We start from the raw sequence: 15,745 nt of genomic DNA, 5'->3' as shown, positions 1-15,745 counted from the left end.
GGAGTCATGATGTTAGATATAGTCGAACTGTCGCGCTTACAGTTTGCCTTGACCGCGATGTACCACTTCCTGTTTGTGCCACTGACGCTCGGTATGGCGTTCCTGCTGGCCATTATGGAAACGGTCTACGTCCTTTCCGGCAAACAGATTTATAAAGATATGACCAAGTTCTGGGGCAAGTTGTTTGGTATCAACTTTGCACTGGGCGTGGCAACCGGTCTGACTATGGAGTTCCAGTTCGGGACTAACTGGTCTTACTATTCTCACTATGTTGGGGATATCTTCGGTGCGCCGCTGGCCATTGAAGGTCTGATGGCCTTCTTCCTCGAATCCACATTTGTAGGTCTGTTCTTCTTCGGTTGGGATCGTCTGGGCAAAGTGCAGCATATGGCAGTAACCTGGCTGGTCGCACTGGGCTCCAACTTGTCCGCGCTGTGGATCCTGGTCGCCAACGGCTGGATGCAGAACCCAATCGCCTCTGATTTCAACTTTGAAACCATGCGTATGGAAATGGTGAGCTTTGCCGAACTGGTGCTTAACCCGGTTGCGCAGGTGAAATTTGTTCACACTGTGGCTTCGGGCTATACCTGCGGCGCCATCTTTATTCTGGGTATCAGCTCCTACTACCTGCTGCGTGGTCGCGACATCGCATTTGCTAAACGCTCCTTTGCTATCGCAGCCAGCTTCGGTATGGCGGCGGTGCTGTCCGTTATCGTTCTGGGTGACGAATCCGGTTATGAAATGGGCGACGTGCAGAAAACCAAACTGGCCGCTATCGAAGCTGAATGGGAAACCCAACCAGCGCCGGCGGCCTTTACGCTGTTTGGTATTCCTGACCAGGATAAGCAAGAAAACAAATTCGCTATCCAGATCCCTTACGCGCTGGGCATTATTGCCACCCGTTCGGTAGATACTCCGGTTATTGGTCTGAAAGACCTGATGGTGCAGCATGAAGAACGCATCCGTAACGGTATGAAAGCGTACCAGTTGCTGGAGCAACTGCGTGCCGGTTCAACCGATCAGGCTGTTCGCGACCAGTTCAATAACGTGAAGAAAGACCTCGGTTATGGTCTGCTGCTGAAACGCTATACCCCGAACGTGACTGACGCGACGGATGCGCAGATCCAGCAGGCAACCAAGGATTCTATCCCGCGTGTTGCGCCGCTCTATTTCGCCTTCCGCCTGATGGTGGCGTGTGGCGTGCTGATGCTGCTGATTATCGGTATCTCGTTCTGGACCGTGATTCGTAACCGCATCGGTGAGAAAAAATGGCTCCTGCGCGCCGCGCTGTACGGTATTCCGTTGCCGTGGATCGCCATTGAAGCAGGCTGGTTTGTGGCCGAGTATGGTCGTCAGCCATGGGCGATTGGTGAGGTTCTGCCGACCGCTGTCGCTAACTCGTCGTTAACCGTTGGCGATCTGCTGTTCTCAATGATTCTGATTTGCGGCCTCTATACGCTGTTTATGGTGGCGGAAGTGTTCCTGATGTTCAAATTTGCTCGCCTTGGGCCGAGCAGCCTGAAAACAGGTCGCTATCACTACGAGCAGTCCACCGTGGCTTCTCAGCCGGCACGCTAAGACAGGAGTCGTCAAATGATTGATTATGAAGTATTGCGTTTTATCTGGTGGCTGCTGGTTGGCATTCTGCTGATTGGTTTTGCGGTCACCGACGGCTTCGACATGGGCGTGGGGATGTTGACCCGCTTCCTGGGTCGTAGCGACACCGAGCGCCGTGTGATGATTAACTCCATCGCACCGCACTGGGACGGCAACCAGGTATGGCTGATCACCGCAGGCGGCGCGTTGTTTGCCGCCTGGCCGATGGTTTACGCTGCGGCCTTCTCCGGTTTCTATGTGGCGATGATCCTCGTGCTGGCATCTTTGTTCTTCCGTCCGGTCGGTTTTGATTACCGTTCGAAGATTGAAGACAATCGCTGGCGCGGCATGTGGGACTGGGGCATTTTCATTGGTAGCTTCGTGCCGCCACTGGTGATTGGTGTGGCGTTTGGCAACCTGCTGCAGGGCGTGCCGTTCCACCTCGATAACGATATGCGCCTGTTCTATACCGGTAACTTCTTCCAATTGCTGAACCCGTTTGGCCTGCTGGCTGGCGTGGTCAGCGTGGCGATGATTCTGACGCAGGGTGCAACCTATCTGCAAATGCGTACCGTTGGCGAGCTGCATCTGCGTGTCCGCGCAACGTCGCAGATTACCGCACTGGTTACGCTGGTTTGCTTCGCACTGGCTGGGGTTTGGGTGATTTACGGCATTGACGGTTATGTGGTGACGTCTGTTATTGATCACCATGCCGCCTCTAACCCGCTGAAAAAAGAAGTGGCGTTGCAGGCTGGCGCCTGGCTGACCAACTTTAAAGATGCACCTGTGCTGTGGCTGGTGCCGGCGCTGGGCGTTGTGCTGCCGCTGCTGACCGTGCTGACTGCGCGTCTGGATAAAGCCGCCTGGGCGTTTGTGTTCTCTTCACTGACGCTGGCATGCATCATCCTGACTGCGGGCATTGCGATGTTCCCATTCATCATGCCGTCCAGCACGATGCTGAAAGCGAGCCTGACCATGTGGGATGCGACATCCACGCAGATGACGCTGAACCTGATGACCTATGTGGCGCTGGTGTTCGTGCCGATCGTTCTGCTCTACACCATTTGGTGTTACTGGAAAATGTTCGGTCGTATCACCAAAGAACACATTGAAAGCAACACCCACTCTATGTACTAAGTAAGGAGCAGAATATGTGGTATTTCGCATGGATTTTAGGAACGCTTCTTGCCTGTGCTTTTGGAGTGATTACCGCGCTGGCGCTGGAACATGTTGAAGCGACCAAAGCCGGGAAAGAAGAACACTGATGGATAAAATTATCGCAAAACTGTATGCGGTAATGGATAAGGGCCCGCTTCGGGCCCTTTCCTTAGTGATGGCATTACTGCTGGCGGGCTGCATTTTTTGGGATCCTTCGCGATTCGCGGCCAAAACCAGCGAACTGGAAATCTGGCACGGGCTGCTGTTGATGTGGGCAGTGTGCGCCGGGGTGATCCACGGAGTGGGCTTTCGTCCACGCGCGATTCACTGGCAGGGGATTTTCTGCCCGCTGATTGCCGATCTGGTGTTGCTGGCTGGTTTAATTTTTTTCTTCTTTTGAATAAGAAATATCCGCTATCCTCATGGGCTTGCAAAAGCCCATAAATTTTTACTCTCCGTTTACTTGAACCCATTCCAAAGCACCTTCCCCGCGCGTATAGTAGCGAAGTTTAAAAGCTCTAACTTTTTTTGCATTACCGGGATGTAAAGTGAATACAACGCTGTTTCGATGGCCGGTTCGGGTCTATTACGAAGACACCGACGCCGGTGGCATGGTTTACCACGCCAGCTACGTTGCTTTTTATGAAAGAGCCCGCACTGAGATGCTGCGCCACCATCACTTTAGCCAACAGGCTCTGCTGGCTGAGCGCGTCGCCTTCGTGGTACGCAAAATGACGCTGGAGTATTTTGCACCCGCCAGACTCGACGACATGCTCGAAGTCCAAACGGAAGTTACATCAATGCGCGGCACCTCAATGGTTTTCGTGCAGCGGATCGTCAACGCAGAGAACAAAGTGCTGAACGAAGCTGAAGTGCTGATTGTCTGTGTTGATCCACTCTTAATGAAGCCTCGTGCGCTTCCCAAGTCTATTGTCGCGGAGTTTAAGCAGTGACTGACATGAACATCCTTGATTTGTTCCTGAAGGCTAGCCTTCTGGTCAAACTTATCATGTTGATTTTGATTGGTTTTTCAATCGCATCCTGGGCTATCATCATCCAGAGAACGCGCATCCTCAACGCAGCAGGGCGCGAAGCCGAAGCGTTCGAAGACAAGTTCTGGTCCGGTATTGAACTGTCTCGTCTTTATCAGGAAAGCCAGGGCCGTCGGGATAATCTGAGCGGTTCGGAACAAATCTTCTATAGCGGGTTCAAAGAGTTTGCTCGTTTGCACCGCGCTAACAGTCATGCGCCGGAGGCCATTGTCGAAGGCGCCTCGCGTGCGATGCGCATCTCAATGAACCGCGAGCTGGAAAATCTGGAAAACCACATTCCTTTCCTTGGCACCGTCGGTTCTATCAGTCCTTATATTGGTCTGTTCGGTACCGTGTGGGGGATCATGCATGCCTTTATCGCGCTGGGTGCGGTGAAACAGGCGACGTTGCAGATGGTTGCGCCGGGTATTGCCGAAGCATTGATCGCAACGGCTATCGGTCTGTTTGCGGCCATTCCGGCGGTTATGGCGTACAACCGCCTGAACCAGCGCGTGAACAAGCTGGAACTGAATTACGACAACTTTATGGAAGAGTTCACGGCTATTCTGCATCGCCAGGCATTTGCCAGCAGCGACAGCAACAAGGAGTAAGCCATGGCCAGATCGCGTGGACGGGGCAGTCGTGGCCTCAAGTCCGAAATCAACATTGTACCGTTGCTGGACGTGTTGCTGGTGCTGCTGCTGATCTTTATGGCGACGGCACCGATTATCACGCAAAGCGTTGAGGTCGATCTGCCGGATGCGACGCAGTCGCAGACTGTCAGCACCAACGATGATCCTCCGGTCATTATTGAGGTTTCCGGTGTCGGGCAATACAGCGTGGTGGTGGAGAAAGATCGTATGGATCAGCTACCGCCAGAGCAGGTGATTGCAGAGGCGCAGCGTCGCCTGCAATCCAATCCGAAAACCGTGTTCTTGATCGGCGGCGCCAAAGACGTGCCGTACGATGAAATCATTAAAGCGCTGAACCTGTTACATAGCGCGGGTGTGAAATCGGTCGGCTTGATGACGCAGCCTATCTGATCACCGGCATAACAGGCGGACAGTTTTTGGGAACCGAGAGTGTCAAAGGCAACCGTACAAAACGACAAGCTTAAGCGAGCGATAATCATTTCTGCCGTGCTACACGTGATTTTGGTGGCACTGCTGATCTGGAGTTCGTTCGATGAGCATATTGATGCTTCTGCGGGCGGCGGTGGCGGTTCAGCGATAGACGCGGTGATGGTCGATCCGGGTGCTGTTGTTGACAATTACAATCGCCAACAGCAGCAGCAAGCCAGCGCGCAACGAGCCAAAGAACAGCGTGAAAAACAGGCGCAACAGCAGGCGGAAGAGCTGCGTGAAAAGCAGGCCGCCGAGCAGGAGCATCTGAAACAGCTGGAGCAGGAGCGTTTGCAGGCGCAGGAAGCGGCGCGCGAACAGGCCGAACAGCAGAAACAGGCTGAGGACGCCGCGAAGAAAGCACAACAGCAGCAGAAACAGGCTGAAGAAGCGGCGGCGAAAGCGGCTGCAGATGCAAAAGCGAAAGCGGACGCGCAGGCTAAAGCGGCGGAAGAAGCCGCGAAAAAAGCCGCTGCTGATGCACAGAAAAAAGCGGAAGCCGACGCGGCTAAAGCTGCTGCCGATGCACAGAAAAAAGCAGAAGCGGAAGCCGCGAAAGCTGCCGCCGATGCGAAGAAAAAGGCAGAGGCTGAGGCGGCGAAGAAAGCTCAGGCTGACGCCGAGAAGAAAGCGCAGGCTGAAGCAGCTAAACAGGCCGCGGCTGAAAAAGCAGCAGCAGAAAAAGCCGCTGCGGCAGAGAAGGCCGCTGCGGCGAAAGCGGCAGCCGCTGAAAAGGCCGCCGCTGAGAAGAAAGCCGCTGCCGCCGAAAAAGCTGCCGCTGATAAAAAAGCAGCAGCAGATAAGGCCGCCGCCGCCAAGAAAGCCGCCGCAGAGAAAGCGGCTGCAGCCGAAGGCGTTGACGATCTGTTTGGCGATTTAAGTTCCGGTAAGAATGCGCCGAAAACGGGCGGAGGCGCGAAAGGAAACACCGCGTCGCCAGCCGGTTCGGGTAACACTAAGAATAACGGCGCTTCCGGCGCGGATATCAGTAACTATGCAGGGCAGATTAAATCGGCGATAGAAAGCCGCTTCTATGATGCTTCCTCCTATGCGGGGAAAACCTGTACATTACGCGTCAAGCTGGCGCCTGATGGCATGCTGTTAGATATTCAGTCGGAAGGTGGCGATCCGGCGCTTTGCCAGGCTGCGCTTGCCGCAGCAAAACAGGCAAAAATGCCGAAGCCGCCAAGCCAGGCAGTGTACGAAGTGTTCAAAAATGCGCCGCTGGACTTCAAACCTTAAGGTACACTTTCCCTCGCGGCCTGCGAGGGGAAATCGTGCGAAGGGTGTCCTGACGCGGGTAGTTTTGTCTTATTGAGTTTGTTAAAATTCTGCTAAATTATCGCGGGTTTTCCGCCCGGATAAGGGAGATATGATGAAGCAGGCATTACGTGTTGCATTTGGTTTTCTGATGCTGTGGGCAGCGGTGCTGCATGCAGAAGTACGTATCGAGATCACCCAGGGGGTGGACTCGGCACGCCCGATTGGCGTTGTGCCATTCCAGTGGGCTGGCCCTGGCGCTGCGCCTGAAGATGCAGGCGGCATTGTTGCAGCAGATCTGCGCAACAGCGGCAAATTCAATCCACTCGATCGTTCCCGTCTGCCGCAGCAGCCGGGCAGCGCTCAGGAAGTTCAGCCTGCCGCATGGTCGGCGCTGGGCATCGATGCAGTGATCGTTGGTCAGGTAACCCCGAATCCTGACGGCAGCTACAACGTTGCTTATCAGCTGGTTGATACCGGTGGCGCACCGGGTACTGTGCTGGCGCAGAACTCCTTTAAAGTGAACAAACAGTGGTTGCGTTACGCGGCCCATGCCGCCAGTGACGAAGTGTTCGAAAAACTGACCGGCATTAAAGGCGCGTTCCGTACCCGTATCGCTTACGTGGTGCAAACCGCAAACAGCCAGTTCCCGTATGAGCTGCGCGTTTCCGACTACGATGGCTACAATCAGTTCCTGGTGCACAAGTCACCGCAGCCGCTGATGTCTCCTGCATGGTCTCCGGACGGCTCTAAACTGGCTTACGTTACCTTCGAAAGCGGTCGTTCCGCGCTGGTTATTCAGACTCTGGCGAATGCCAGCATCCGTCAGGTTGCGTCATTCCCGCGTCATAACGGTGCGCCTGCATTCTCTCCGGACGGTTCTAAGCTGGCGTTTGCGCTCTCTAAAAGCGGTAGTCTGAATATCTATGTGATGGACATCGGTTCTGGCCAGATTCGCCAGGTAACGGATGGCCGCAGCAACAACACCGAACCAACCTGGTTCCCGGATAGCCAGAACCTGGCCTTTACGTCTGACCAGGCCGGCCGTCCGCAGGTGTATAAAGTGAGTGTTAACGGTGGTGGCGCGCAGCGTATTTCCTGGCAGGGTTCTCAGAACCAGGATGCTGACGTCAGCAGCGACGGTAAATTTATGGTGATGGTGAGCTCCGAAGGTGGTCAGCAACACATCGCTAAGCAGGATCTGGTAACGGGTGGCGTACAAGTTCTGTCGTCAACGTTCCTGGACGAAACGCCAAGTCTGGCACCAAACGGCACAATGGTAATCTACAGCTCTTCTCAGGGGATGGGATCCGTGCTGAATCTGGTTTCTACAGATGGGCGTTTCAAAGCGCGTCTTCCGGCAACTGATGGACAGGTAAAATTCCCTGCCTGGTCGCCGTATCTGTGATAATAAATAGTTGATTATAAAAGGAATCAAGGAAATGCAACTGAACAAAGTGCTGAAAGGCCTGATGCTGGCTCTGCCTGTTATGGCAATCGCTGCATGTTCTTCTCACAAGAATGCAAGCGACCAGAGCGGCGAAGGCATGATGGGTGCTGGCACTGGCATGAACGGTAACGGCAACATGTCCTCCGAAGAACAAGCTCGTCTGCAGATGCAACAGCTGCAGCAGAACAACATTGTTTACTTCGATCTGGACAAGTATGACATCCGTTCTGACTTCGCTGCGATGCTGGACGCACACGCAAACTTCCTGCGTAGCAACCCGTCCTACAAAGTCACCGTAGAAGGTCATGCCGACGAACGTGGTACTCCGGAATACAACATCTCCCTGGGCGAACGTCGTGCTAACGCCGTTAAAATGTACCTGCAGGGTAAAGGCGTTTCCGCTGACCAGATCTCCATCGTTTCTTACGGTAAAGAAAAACCTGCAGTACTGGGTCACGACGAAGCGGCTTACGCTAAAAACCGTCGCGCCGTACTGGTTTACTAAGAGAATTGCATGAGCAGTAACTTCAGACATCATCTGTTGAGTCTGTCGTTACTGGTTGGCATAGCGGCCCCCTGGGCCGCTAATGCTCAGGCGCCAATCAGTAGTGTCGGCTCAGGCTCGGTCGAAGACCGTGTCACTCAACTCGAGCGTATTTCCAATGCTCACAGCCAGCTTTTAACCCAACTTCAGCAACAACTCTCTGATAATCAGGCCGATATTGATACGCTTCGTGGGCAAATCCAGGAAAGCCAGTATCAGCTGAATCAGGTTGTTGAGCAGCAGAAGCAAATCCTGTTGCAAATGAACAATCTTGGTAGCGGTGCTGCTGCGGGTCAGACGCAGCAAGCTTCTGGCGATCAGGGTGGTTCCGCTCAGGCTCCAGCGGCGGATAGCGGCGCAGCAAATACGGGGGCGACCAGTTCTGGCGCACCGGTACAGAGCGGCGACGCCAATACCGATTACAATGCTGCGATTGCGTTGGTGCAGGATAAATCCCGCCAGGACGATGCCCTCGCTGCTTTCCAGAATTTCGTCAAAAAATACCCGGATTCAACCTATATCCCGAATGCCAACTATTGGCTCGGTCAGTTGAATTACAACAAGGGTAAAAAAGACGACGCTGCTTACTACTTCGCCTCTGTGGTGAAGAACTACCCTAAGTCGCCGAAAGCGCCCGATGCGATGTTTAAAGTCGGCGTGATCATGCAGGACAAAGGGGACAGCGCAAAAGCGAAAGCGGTTTACCAGCAGGTGGTCAGTAAATACCCTGGTACCGATGGCGCCAAACAAGCGCAAAAACGCCTTGGTTCGATGTAATGCATAGCGCATGACCAGAAATCGTGTTTTTTCTGGTCTTGTCGCCTGAATCATAAGCAGTTAAGTGAGTTACATCGAAATTGTTGTTGCGCTGAATTCTTAAATCAGTAATATATGCCGCCGTTGCCACGGGATATCACATAAACCGGAAGCAATGCAAAAGTTGGGTCGTTAGCTCAGTTGGTAGAGCAGTTGACTTTTAATCAATTGGTCGCAGGTTCGAATCCTGCACGACCCACCAACTTTTGAACAGTAGTGGTAATGCAGAAGGTAAAGGACCACGTTGCGTAGCGACGCCCCGAAAGACGAAGCGAAAGCTGAATCATCCTGTAAGACCCACCACTTAAAGCAGTATCCAGCGTAGTATCGGGTGATTAGCTCAGCTGGGAGAGCACCTCCCTTACAAGGAGGGGGTCGGCGGTTCGATCCCGTCATCACCCACCACTCGGGTCGTTAGCTCAGTTGGTAGAGCAGTTGACTTTTAATCAATTGGTCGCAGGTTCGAATCCTGCACGACCCACCAATTTAACGTCCTGTGATGACGTTAAACGTGAAGGATAGCGTTGCTTCAGCCACAAGCCTGTAGGCACTCATTCTGCACGACCCACCACGTAATGTGGGCCAAAGTAAAATTATCTTCGAAGTCACTACCCGTATGGGTCGTTAGCTCAGTTGGTAGAGCAGTTGACTTTTAATCAATTGGTCGCAGGTTCGAATCCTGCACGACCCACCAATTTTAAAGATCGGTGAAAGGGTAGAACGTGAAGGATAACGTTGCGTGAGCAACGGCCCGTAGGGCGAGGCGAAGCCGAGTCATCCTGCACGACCCACCACTTTGACTAGTGATGGTTAACTTCGAAGAACAATCCCGTAAGGGGTCGTTAGCTCAGTTGGTAGAGCAGTTGACTTTTAATCAATTGGTCGCAGGTTCGAATCCTGCACGACCCACCAATGTAAAAAAGCGCCCTAAAGGCGCTTTTTTGCTTTCTGTTTTCCGCAAAAACCGTTATCCGGATAATGTGCAACCCCCCCTCCACCAGGAATGCGTGCTGCGCTTAGCACTTCTACAGGCTACGGGTGCATCTTGCCCGATGATAACCGCGTACTTTTGAAAATTCCCCACGACATTTTTTGTGTAATCGGCTATCTTGTTTAGTATACAAAACACGCGTGGCGCGATGACGCCATTATGAACCGTTGTTCTGGTTATTTAGTTAAGCAAGCAAAACGAGTAAGCATGATGAGCGTAATGTTCGATCCCGAAGCTGCAATCTATCCTTTCCCTCCCAAACCCGCGCCGTTGCGTCAGGATGAAAAAGCGTTTTACCGCGAAAAAATCAAACGCCTGCTGAAAGAGCGTAACGCGGTGATGGTGGCTCACTACTATACCGATCCGGAAATCCAGCAACTGGCGGAAGAGACCGGCGGCTGTATTTCAGACTCTCTGGAAATGGCGCGCTTTGGTGCTAAACATCCGGCTTCAACGCTGTTAGTGGCAGGCGTGCGTTTTATGGGCGAAACCGCCAAAATTCTCAGTCCGGAAAAAACCATCCTGATGCCGACGCTCAATGCTGAGTGTTCGCTGGATCTGGGGTGTCCGATTGATGAATTTACCGCCTTTTGCGATGCGCATCCCGATCGCACCGTGGTGGTCTATGCCAATACCTCAGCGGCGGTAAAAGCCCGCGCCGACTGGGTGGTGACTTCCAGCATTGCAGTTGAGCTGATTGAGCACCTCGACAGTCTCGGTGAAAAGATTATCTGGGCACCGGATCGTCATCTGGGAAGCTACGTGCAGAAACAAACGGGCGCAGATGTGCTGTGTTGGCAGGGTGCATGTATTGTGCATGACGAGTTCAAAACCCAGGCGCTGATGCGGATGAAAGCGTTGTACCCGGACGCCGCTATTCTCGTGCACCCGGAATCTCCGCAATCGGTAGTTAACCTGGCCGATGCGGTAGGATCGACCAGCCAGTTGATTAATGCCGCTAAAACGCTGCCGCATCAGCAACTGATCGTCGCCACTGACCGCGGTATTTTTTACAAAATGCAGCAGGCCGTGCCGGAGAAAGAGTTACTCGAAGCGCCAACGGCCGGGGAGGGGGCGACCTGCCGGAGCTGCGCGCATTGCCCGTGGATGGCGATGAACGGCCTGAAAGCGATTGCGGAAGGGCTGGAAAACGGCGGTGCAGCGCACGAGATCCACGTTGATGCCGCCTTGCGGGAAGGCGCACTGCTACCACTTAACCGCATGCTTGATTTTGCAGCTACACTACGTTCTTAAAATGAATGATGGTCACGCGTAGTATTACGCTCTGGGGAAAGAATGGATTTTTTTAGTACACAGAATATCCTGGTGCATATTCCGATTGGCGCCGGTGGGTACGATCTCTCATGGATTGAAGCGACAGGAACGCTGGCGGGCTTGCTGTGCATCTGGCTGGCAAGCCTGGAGAAAATCAGTAATTACGCCTTCGGGCTTATCAACGTAACGTTGTTCGCCATCATCTTCTTCCAGATCCAACTCTATGCCAGCCTGCTGCTGCAGCTCTTTTTCTTTGCTGCAAACATCTACGGCTGGTACGCCTGGTCACGGCAGACATCGCAAAACGAAGCGGCGCTGCAAATCCGCTGGCTGCCCTTATCAAAAGCAATCACCTGGCTGGCGATCTGCGTACTGGCCATCGGGTTAATGACATTTTTTATCGACCCGGTATTTGCCGTGCTGACAAAAATTGCGGTGGCTGCGATGCAAACCGTGGGGATTAACGTCGCAATGCCAACGCTACAACCGGATGCGTTCCCGTTCTGGGACTCCAGCATGATGGTGCTTTCCATTGTGGCGATGATCCTGATGACCCGCAAATACGTCGAAAACTGGCTGCTATGGGTCATTATCAACGTGATTAGCGTGGTGATTTTCGCGCTGCAAGGCGTATGGGCCATGTCGCTGGAGTATATGCTGCTGACCTTTATCGCGCTTAATGGCAGCCGGATGTGGATTAACAGCGCGCGTGAGCGCGGGTCTCACGCGTTTTCTCACTAATGGTGGTGTGAAGGGTGTGGGTCAGGCTGCGTCTCGCCCAGATGGCAGTCTGGCCCGTTACAGGGCTGGTACTCCATCTGTATCGTCACATGTTCAATAGCATAATGATGCATCAGGAAATGCTGGATATCGCCGAGCAGTTTGTCATGATCGCGCGGTGGGATAACCTGCACATGCAGGGTCATCAGCGGTTTTTCTCCGACCAGCCAGACATGAACATGATGAACATCGCGCACTTCCGGAATAGCCCGGTGCAGATGGCGTTTGAGCGCGCCAATGTCCAGCGAGCCAGGTGCGCCTTCCAGCAACTCATTGACGCTCTCTTTCAGCAACCGCCATGCGCTGCGCAGCACCAGTAATGAAACCAGCACTGACAAGATCGGATCGATCGGCGTCCAGTTGGTGAACAGAATAATCAACGCGGCGATGATTGCGCCAACGGAGCCGAGCAAATCGCCCAGCACGTGCAGCGCGGCGGCGCGAACATTGAGGTTTTTCTCCTCGCTTCCACGATGCAGTAACCAAAACGCCAGCACATTCGCCAGCAGCCCGGCAATGGCGATCACCATCATGGTTGCCCCTGCAACAGGCTGCGGATGTGAAAAGCGCTGAAACGCTTCCCAGACAATAAGGACGGTGATGAGCACCAGTGCAAGCGCGTTGACGAAAGCGGCCAGTGTGGTAAGGCGTAGCCAACCAAAGGTACGTTTTGTGCTGGGTGGCTGACGGGCGAAATGCACAGCCAGCAGCGCAAAAAGCAGGGCCGCAGCGTCGGTCAGCATATGACCCGCATCGGCGAGCAGCGCCAGTGAGCCTGAAAAAAGGCCGCCTGCAACCTCAATCAGCATAAAAACAGCGGTTACGCCAAAGGCCAGCGATAAGCGGCGGACATTAGCATCCGCCGGAGCGTGCGAGTGTGAATGCGCCATGGTTGTGATCCGTCTCCTTGTTGTTCTTAGCGACTTACATCATTGCAGATTTTTGCGCGGTGGCGATAAAAAAGGAGAGCCGAAGCTCTCCTTTTTTACCCCTTCATGCGTTACTGCGTGGTGCCGTCCGTTTTGGTATTGACGTCATTATTGGTGCCGTTACCGGTTTCAACTTTTTTGTTGATGTCCGGACAGCGACCATCTTTACACATAGAGTTTTTATGCACCTCGTCTTTGCTCATATGTTGAGTCGACGAGGTGCCGCCGTTGGGATGCAGCATCGTGCCGCTGTTGCTATCGCCGGTATTAATTTTGCTGCTATCGGATTCCTTCGGTACAAGGTTCTGGTGCGCATCCGGTGCTGGCTGACCTGCCGCGGCTGCGGCATTCGCCTGCCCGTTACTGCTGTCTGTGGTTCCTGATGTCGTATCCGCAGCCCAGGCGGCGCCGCCTGACAGGGCCAATGTCGTGGTGAGGAAAAGCGTCGCTAATTTATTCATTTTCATCATGATGCTCCTGTTCTGGTCGTTTTTACCATGCCGTAAGGCGGTAAAAGCAGCGCGAACGAGTTATCACGCTCAGTGGTCGAACATGCCAATGCTTACCGTTACGGCAGCATGGAATAGCGATAAAGTGCAAAAATAAAGTGTTTACCGTTAAAAAGTGTAGCCCCGATGTAGAGGCTCGCTACTTTCTGACGTCTTTTTGCGCGATTCCAGGAATTATCCGTCCGAAGTGTAAAATCACGTTTACACTTCATGGCTGACGAGATAGATTGGAAAGATTGCATTCATTACAAAAAGTATGGCGACACTGGAAAGATCATGAATTATCAGAACGACGATTTACGTATCAAAGAGATCAATGAGTTATTACCCCCCGTAGCACTCCTTGAAAAATTCCCCGCCACTGAAAAGGCTGCAAATACGGTTTCGCATGCCCGCAAAGCGATTCACAAGATCCTGCGGGGTAATGATGATCGTCTGCTGGTGGTGATTGGCCCGTGTTCGATTCATGATCCTGTTGCTGCGAAGGAGTACGCCTCACGTTTGCTGGCGCTGCGTGAAGAGCTGAAGGGCGAGCTGGAAGTGGTCATGCGTGTTTATTTTGAAAAACCACGCACCACCGTCGGCTGGAAAGGGCTGATTAACGATCCGCATATGGATAACAGTTTCCAGATCAACGACGGCCTGCGAATTGCCCGTAAGTTACTGTTGGAAATCAACGATGCTGGTTTGCCGGCGGCAGGGGAGTTTCTGGATATGATCACGCCGCAATACATGGCGGATCTGATGAGCTGGGGGGCGATTGGCGCACGTACGACGGAATCGCAGGTGCACCGTGAACTGGCCTCAGGTCTCTCCTGCCCGGTAGGCTTTAAAAACGGTACCGATGGCACCATCAAAGTGGCGATCGACGCGATCAATGCCGCCAGCGCGCCGCACTGCTTCTTGTCTGTGACCAAATGGGGTCACTCCGCCATTGTGAATACGGCCGGTAACAACGACTGCCATATTATTCTGCGCGGCGGCAAAGAGCCGAATTACAGTGCAAAACATGTTGCTGAGGTGAAAACTGGCCTTGGTAAGGCGGGTCTGGAACCGCAGGTGATGATTGACTTCAGCCATGCCAATTCCAGCAAACAGTTTAAAAAGCAGATGGACGTAGGCACTGACGTTTGTCAGCAAATCGCCGGTGGGGAAAAATCCATCATCGGTGTGATGATTGAAAGTCACCTGGTGGAAGGCAATCAGAGTCTGGAGAGCGGCGAGCCGCTGGTGTACGGTAAAAGCATTACCGATGCGTGTATTGGCTGGGAAGATACCGATGCGCTTCTGCGCCAGTTAGCGGATGCCGTGAAAGCGCGCCGTCGCTAATCATTGAGCCAATAAAAAAGCGTGGATCTCTCCACGCTTTTTTTATGGCTGAAAACTTACTTCGCTTTACCCTGATTGGCCACAGCGGCAGCTTTCGCGGCGATCTCATCCGCGTTGCCCAGATAGTAGTGTTTCAGCGGTTTGAAGTTTTCATCGAACTCATACACCAGCGGTACGCCGGTCGGGATGTTCAGTTCGAGGATCTCTTCTTCGCTCATGTTGTCCAGGTATTTCACCAGCGCGCGCAGGGAGTTGCCGTGAGCGGCGATGATCACACGCTCACCGCTTTTCAGACGCGGCAGGATGGTTTCGTTCCAGTACGGGATCACGCGATCGATGGTCAGCGCCAGGCTTTCGGTCTGCGGCAGTTCTGCATCGGTCAGTTTCGCATAACGCGGATCGTGGCCCGGGAAACGCTCATCATCTTTGGTCAGCGCAGGCGGGGTAACGGCAAAACCGCGACGCCACTGTTTGACCTGATCGTCACCGTATTTTTCAGCGGTTTCTGCTTTGTTCAGACCTTGCAGCGCGCCGTAGTGACGTTCGTTCAGTTTCCAGCTTTTCTCTACCGGCAACCATGCCTGATCCAGTTCGTCCAGAACGTTCCAGAGCGTATGGATGGCACGTTTCAGCACAGAGGTATAAGCAAAATCGAAGGTGTAGCCTTCTTCTTTCAGCAGCTTGCCTGCTGCTTTCGCTTCGCCAACACCTTTCTCTGACAGATCGACATCGTACCAACCGGTGAAGCGGTTTTCGTTGTTCCACTGGCTTTCGCCGTGACGAACCAGAACCAGCTTAGTAACAGCCATACACTTACTCCTGTGAGCCTGATTGAATGATAACAATTCTCATTATATTGCCGGGGCGAGACCCACGGCAACGATTACCCTTAACCATAGCGAAAATAGCCGCTCAGTGTAAGGTGCTTGTGAATCAGGGGTTGCGATTTTGTCGAT

17 protein-coding genes and 5 tRNA genes are annotated in these 15,745 nt (G+C 53.3%); 19 read left to right on the top strand and 3 right to left on the bottom strand.

Translation table 11 applies throughout. The annotated features are described in order from the left end of the window. Positions 1-9: 9 nt before the first annotated feature. The 18 genes from cydA to pnuC all read left to right on the top strand — a co-directional run bounded on the left by cydA (position 10) and on the right by pnuC (position 11,983). The gene (gene cydA / locus ACQ3G7_RS04230; protein WP_263100938.1) at positions 10-1,578 is read left to right on the top strand and encodes a cytochrome ubiquinol oxidase subunit I; all 1,569 of its coding nucleotides are present in this window, start codon (positions 10-12) and stop codon (positions 1,576-1,578) included. Between the two features lie 15 nt (positions 1,579-1,593). Continuing rightward, on the top strand, positions 1,594-2,733 hold the full coding sequence (gene cydB, locus ACQ3G7_RS04225; RefSeq protein ID WP_430888955.1) for a cytochrome d ubiquinol oxidase subunit II: 1,140 nt from the start codon (positions 1,594-1,596) through the stop codon (positions 2,731-2,733). 14 nt (positions 2,734-2,747) lie between these two features. Further along, positions 2,748-2,861 (top strand): cytochrome bd-I oxidase subunit CydX, encoded by a 114-nt coding sequence (cydX, locus tag ACQ3G7_RS04220; protein ID WP_004100325.1) that lies wholly within the window; start codon positions 2,748-2,750, stop codon positions 2,859-2,861. Beyond that, positions 2,861-3,154, top strand: a complete 294-nt coding sequence (gene ybgE / locus ACQ3G7_RS04215; RefSeq protein WP_263097479.1) for a cyd operon protein YbgE — start codon at positions 2,861-2,863, stop codon at positions 3,152-3,154. Before cydX ends, ybgE begins: the two co-directional genes overlap by 1 nt. Before the next feature lie 148 nt (positions 3,155-3,302). Beyond that, positions 3,303-3,707 carry a tol-pal system-associated acyl-CoA thioesterase gene (gene ybgC, locus ACQ3G7_RS04210; protein ID WP_061494499.1) on the top strand — a complete coding sequence of 135 codons (405 nt, stop codon included), beginning with the start codon at positions 3,303-3,305 and terminating at the stop codon, positions 3,705-3,707. Next, on the top strand, positions 3,704-4,396 hold the full coding sequence (tolQ, locus tag ACQ3G7_RS04205) for a Tol-Pal system protein TolQ (RefSeq protein ID WP_088237114.1): 693 nt from the start codon (positions 3,704-3,706) through the stop codon (positions 4,394-4,396). The genes ybgC and tolQ overlap by 4 nt, the downstream gene beginning before the upstream one ends. Positions 4,397-4,399: 3 nt before the next feature. Further along, entirely contained in the window at positions 4,400-4,828 is a 429-nt protein-coding gene (tolR, locus tag ACQ3G7_RS04200) for a colicin uptake protein TolR (RefSeq protein WP_061494500.1), read from the top strand. A gap of 39 nt (positions 4,829-4,867) precedes the next feature. Next, positions 4,868-6,148: a cell envelope integrity protein TolA gene (gene tolA / locus ACQ3G7_RS04195; protein ID WP_263097478.1), complete on the top strand. Its 1,281-nt coding sequence runs from the start codon at positions 4,868-4,870 to the stop codon at positions 6,146-6,148. A gap of 133 nt (positions 6,149-6,281) precedes the next feature. After that, positions 6,282-7,574, top strand: coding sequence for a Tol-Pal system beta propeller repeat protein TolB (tolB, locus tag ACQ3G7_RS04190; RefSeq protein WP_430889332.1), 1,293 nt, complete (start codon positions 6,282-6,284; stop codon positions 7,572-7,574). Between the two features lie 34 nt (positions 7,575-7,608). Next, positions 7,609-8,121 carry a peptidoglycan-associated lipoprotein Pal gene (gene pal, locus ACQ3G7_RS04185; RefSeq protein ID WP_061494503.1) on the top strand — a complete coding sequence of 171 codons (513 nt, stop codon included), beginning with the start codon at positions 7,609-7,611 and terminating at the stop codon, positions 8,119-8,121. Positions 8,122-8,130: 9 nt separating this feature from the next. Beyond that, positions 8,131-8,937: a cell division protein CpoB gene (cpoB, locus tag ACQ3G7_RS04180; RefSeq protein WP_430888954.1), complete on the top strand. Its 807-nt coding sequence runs from the start codon at positions 8,131-8,133 to the stop codon at positions 8,935-8,937. Between the two features lie 165 nt (positions 8,938-9,102). After that, positions 9,103-9,178 (top strand) — tRNA-Lys (locus ACQ3G7_RS04175). A gap of 127 nt (positions 9,179-9,305) precedes the next feature. Beyond that, a tRNA-Val gene (locus ACQ3G7_RS04170) sits at positions 9,306-9,381 on the top strand. 3 nt (positions 9,382-9,384) lie between these two features. Then, a tRNA-Lys gene (locus tag ACQ3G7_RS04165) sits at positions 9,385-9,460 on the top strand. Between the two features lie 134 nt (positions 9,461-9,594). Continuing rightward, positions 9,595-9,670: transfer RNA gene (locus tag ACQ3G7_RS04160), tRNA-Lys, on the top strand. Positions 9,671-9,812: 142 nt separating this feature from the next. Continuing rightward, positions 9,813-9,888 (top strand) — tRNA-Lys (locus tag ACQ3G7_RS04155). Between the two features lie 289 nt (positions 9,889-10,177). Continuing rightward, entirely contained in the window at positions 10,178-11,221 is a 1,044-nt protein-coding gene (gene nadA / locus ACQ3G7_RS04150; RefSeq protein WP_263100936.1) for a quinolinate synthase NadA, read from the top strand. Between the two features lie 42 nt (positions 11,222-11,263). After that, complete coding sequence (gene pnuC / locus ACQ3G7_RS04145; RefSeq protein ID WP_430888953.1) at positions 11,264-11,983, top strand: nicotinamide riboside transporter PnuC; 720 nt, start codon at positions 11,264-11,266, stop codon at positions 11,981-11,983. On the opposite strand, the gene zitB is transcribed toward pnuC, so the two are convergent. Together zitB and ACQ3G7_RS04135 are read right to left on the bottom strand one after the other, a co-directional pair. Then, positions 11,980-12,912, bottom strand: coding sequence for a CDF family zinc transporter ZitB (gene zitB, locus ACQ3G7_RS04140; RefSeq protein ID WP_263097475.1), 933 nt, complete (start codon positions 12,910-12,912; stop codon positions 11,980-11,982). The genes pnuC and zitB overlap by 4 nt on opposite strands. 110 nt (positions 12,913-13,022) lie before the next feature. Then, positions 13,023-13,418 carry a protein YbgS gene (locus tag ACQ3G7_RS04135; RefSeq protein ID WP_430889331.1) on the bottom strand — a complete coding sequence of 132 codons (396 nt, stop codon included), beginning with the start codon at positions 13,416-13,418 and terminating at the stop codon, positions 13,023-13,025. Between the two features lie 318 nt (positions 13,419-13,736). Here ACQ3G7_RS04135 and aroG point away from each other — a divergent pair, with 318 nt between their 5' ends. Next, positions 13,737-14,789: a 3-deoxy-7-phosphoheptulonate synthase AroG gene (gene aroG, locus ACQ3G7_RS04130; protein ID WP_263097474.1), complete on the top strand. Its 1,053-nt coding sequence runs from the start codon at positions 13,737-13,739 to the stop codon at positions 14,787-14,789. A gap of 56 nt (positions 14,790-14,845) precedes the next feature. Here the strand turns inward: aroG and gpmA are convergent, their stop codons facing one another. Continuing rightward, the gene (gene gpmA, locus ACQ3G7_RS04125) at positions 14,846-15,598 is read right to left on the bottom strand and encodes a 2,3-diphosphoglycerate-dependent phosphoglycerate mutase (RefSeq protein ID WP_263097473.1); all 753 of its coding nucleotides are present in this window, start codon (positions 15,596-15,598) and stop codon (positions 14,846-14,848) included. Positions 15,599-15,745: the final 147 nt, after the last annotated feature.

The organism is Kosakonia sp. N21 (assembly GCF_050587465.1).
GTDB lineage: Bacteria > Pseudomonadota > Gammaproteobacteria > Enterobacterales > Enterobacteriaceae.
The sequence above is the reverse complement of the archived record's forward strand: the minus strand, read 5'-3'. Positions and strand labels throughout refer to the sequence as shown.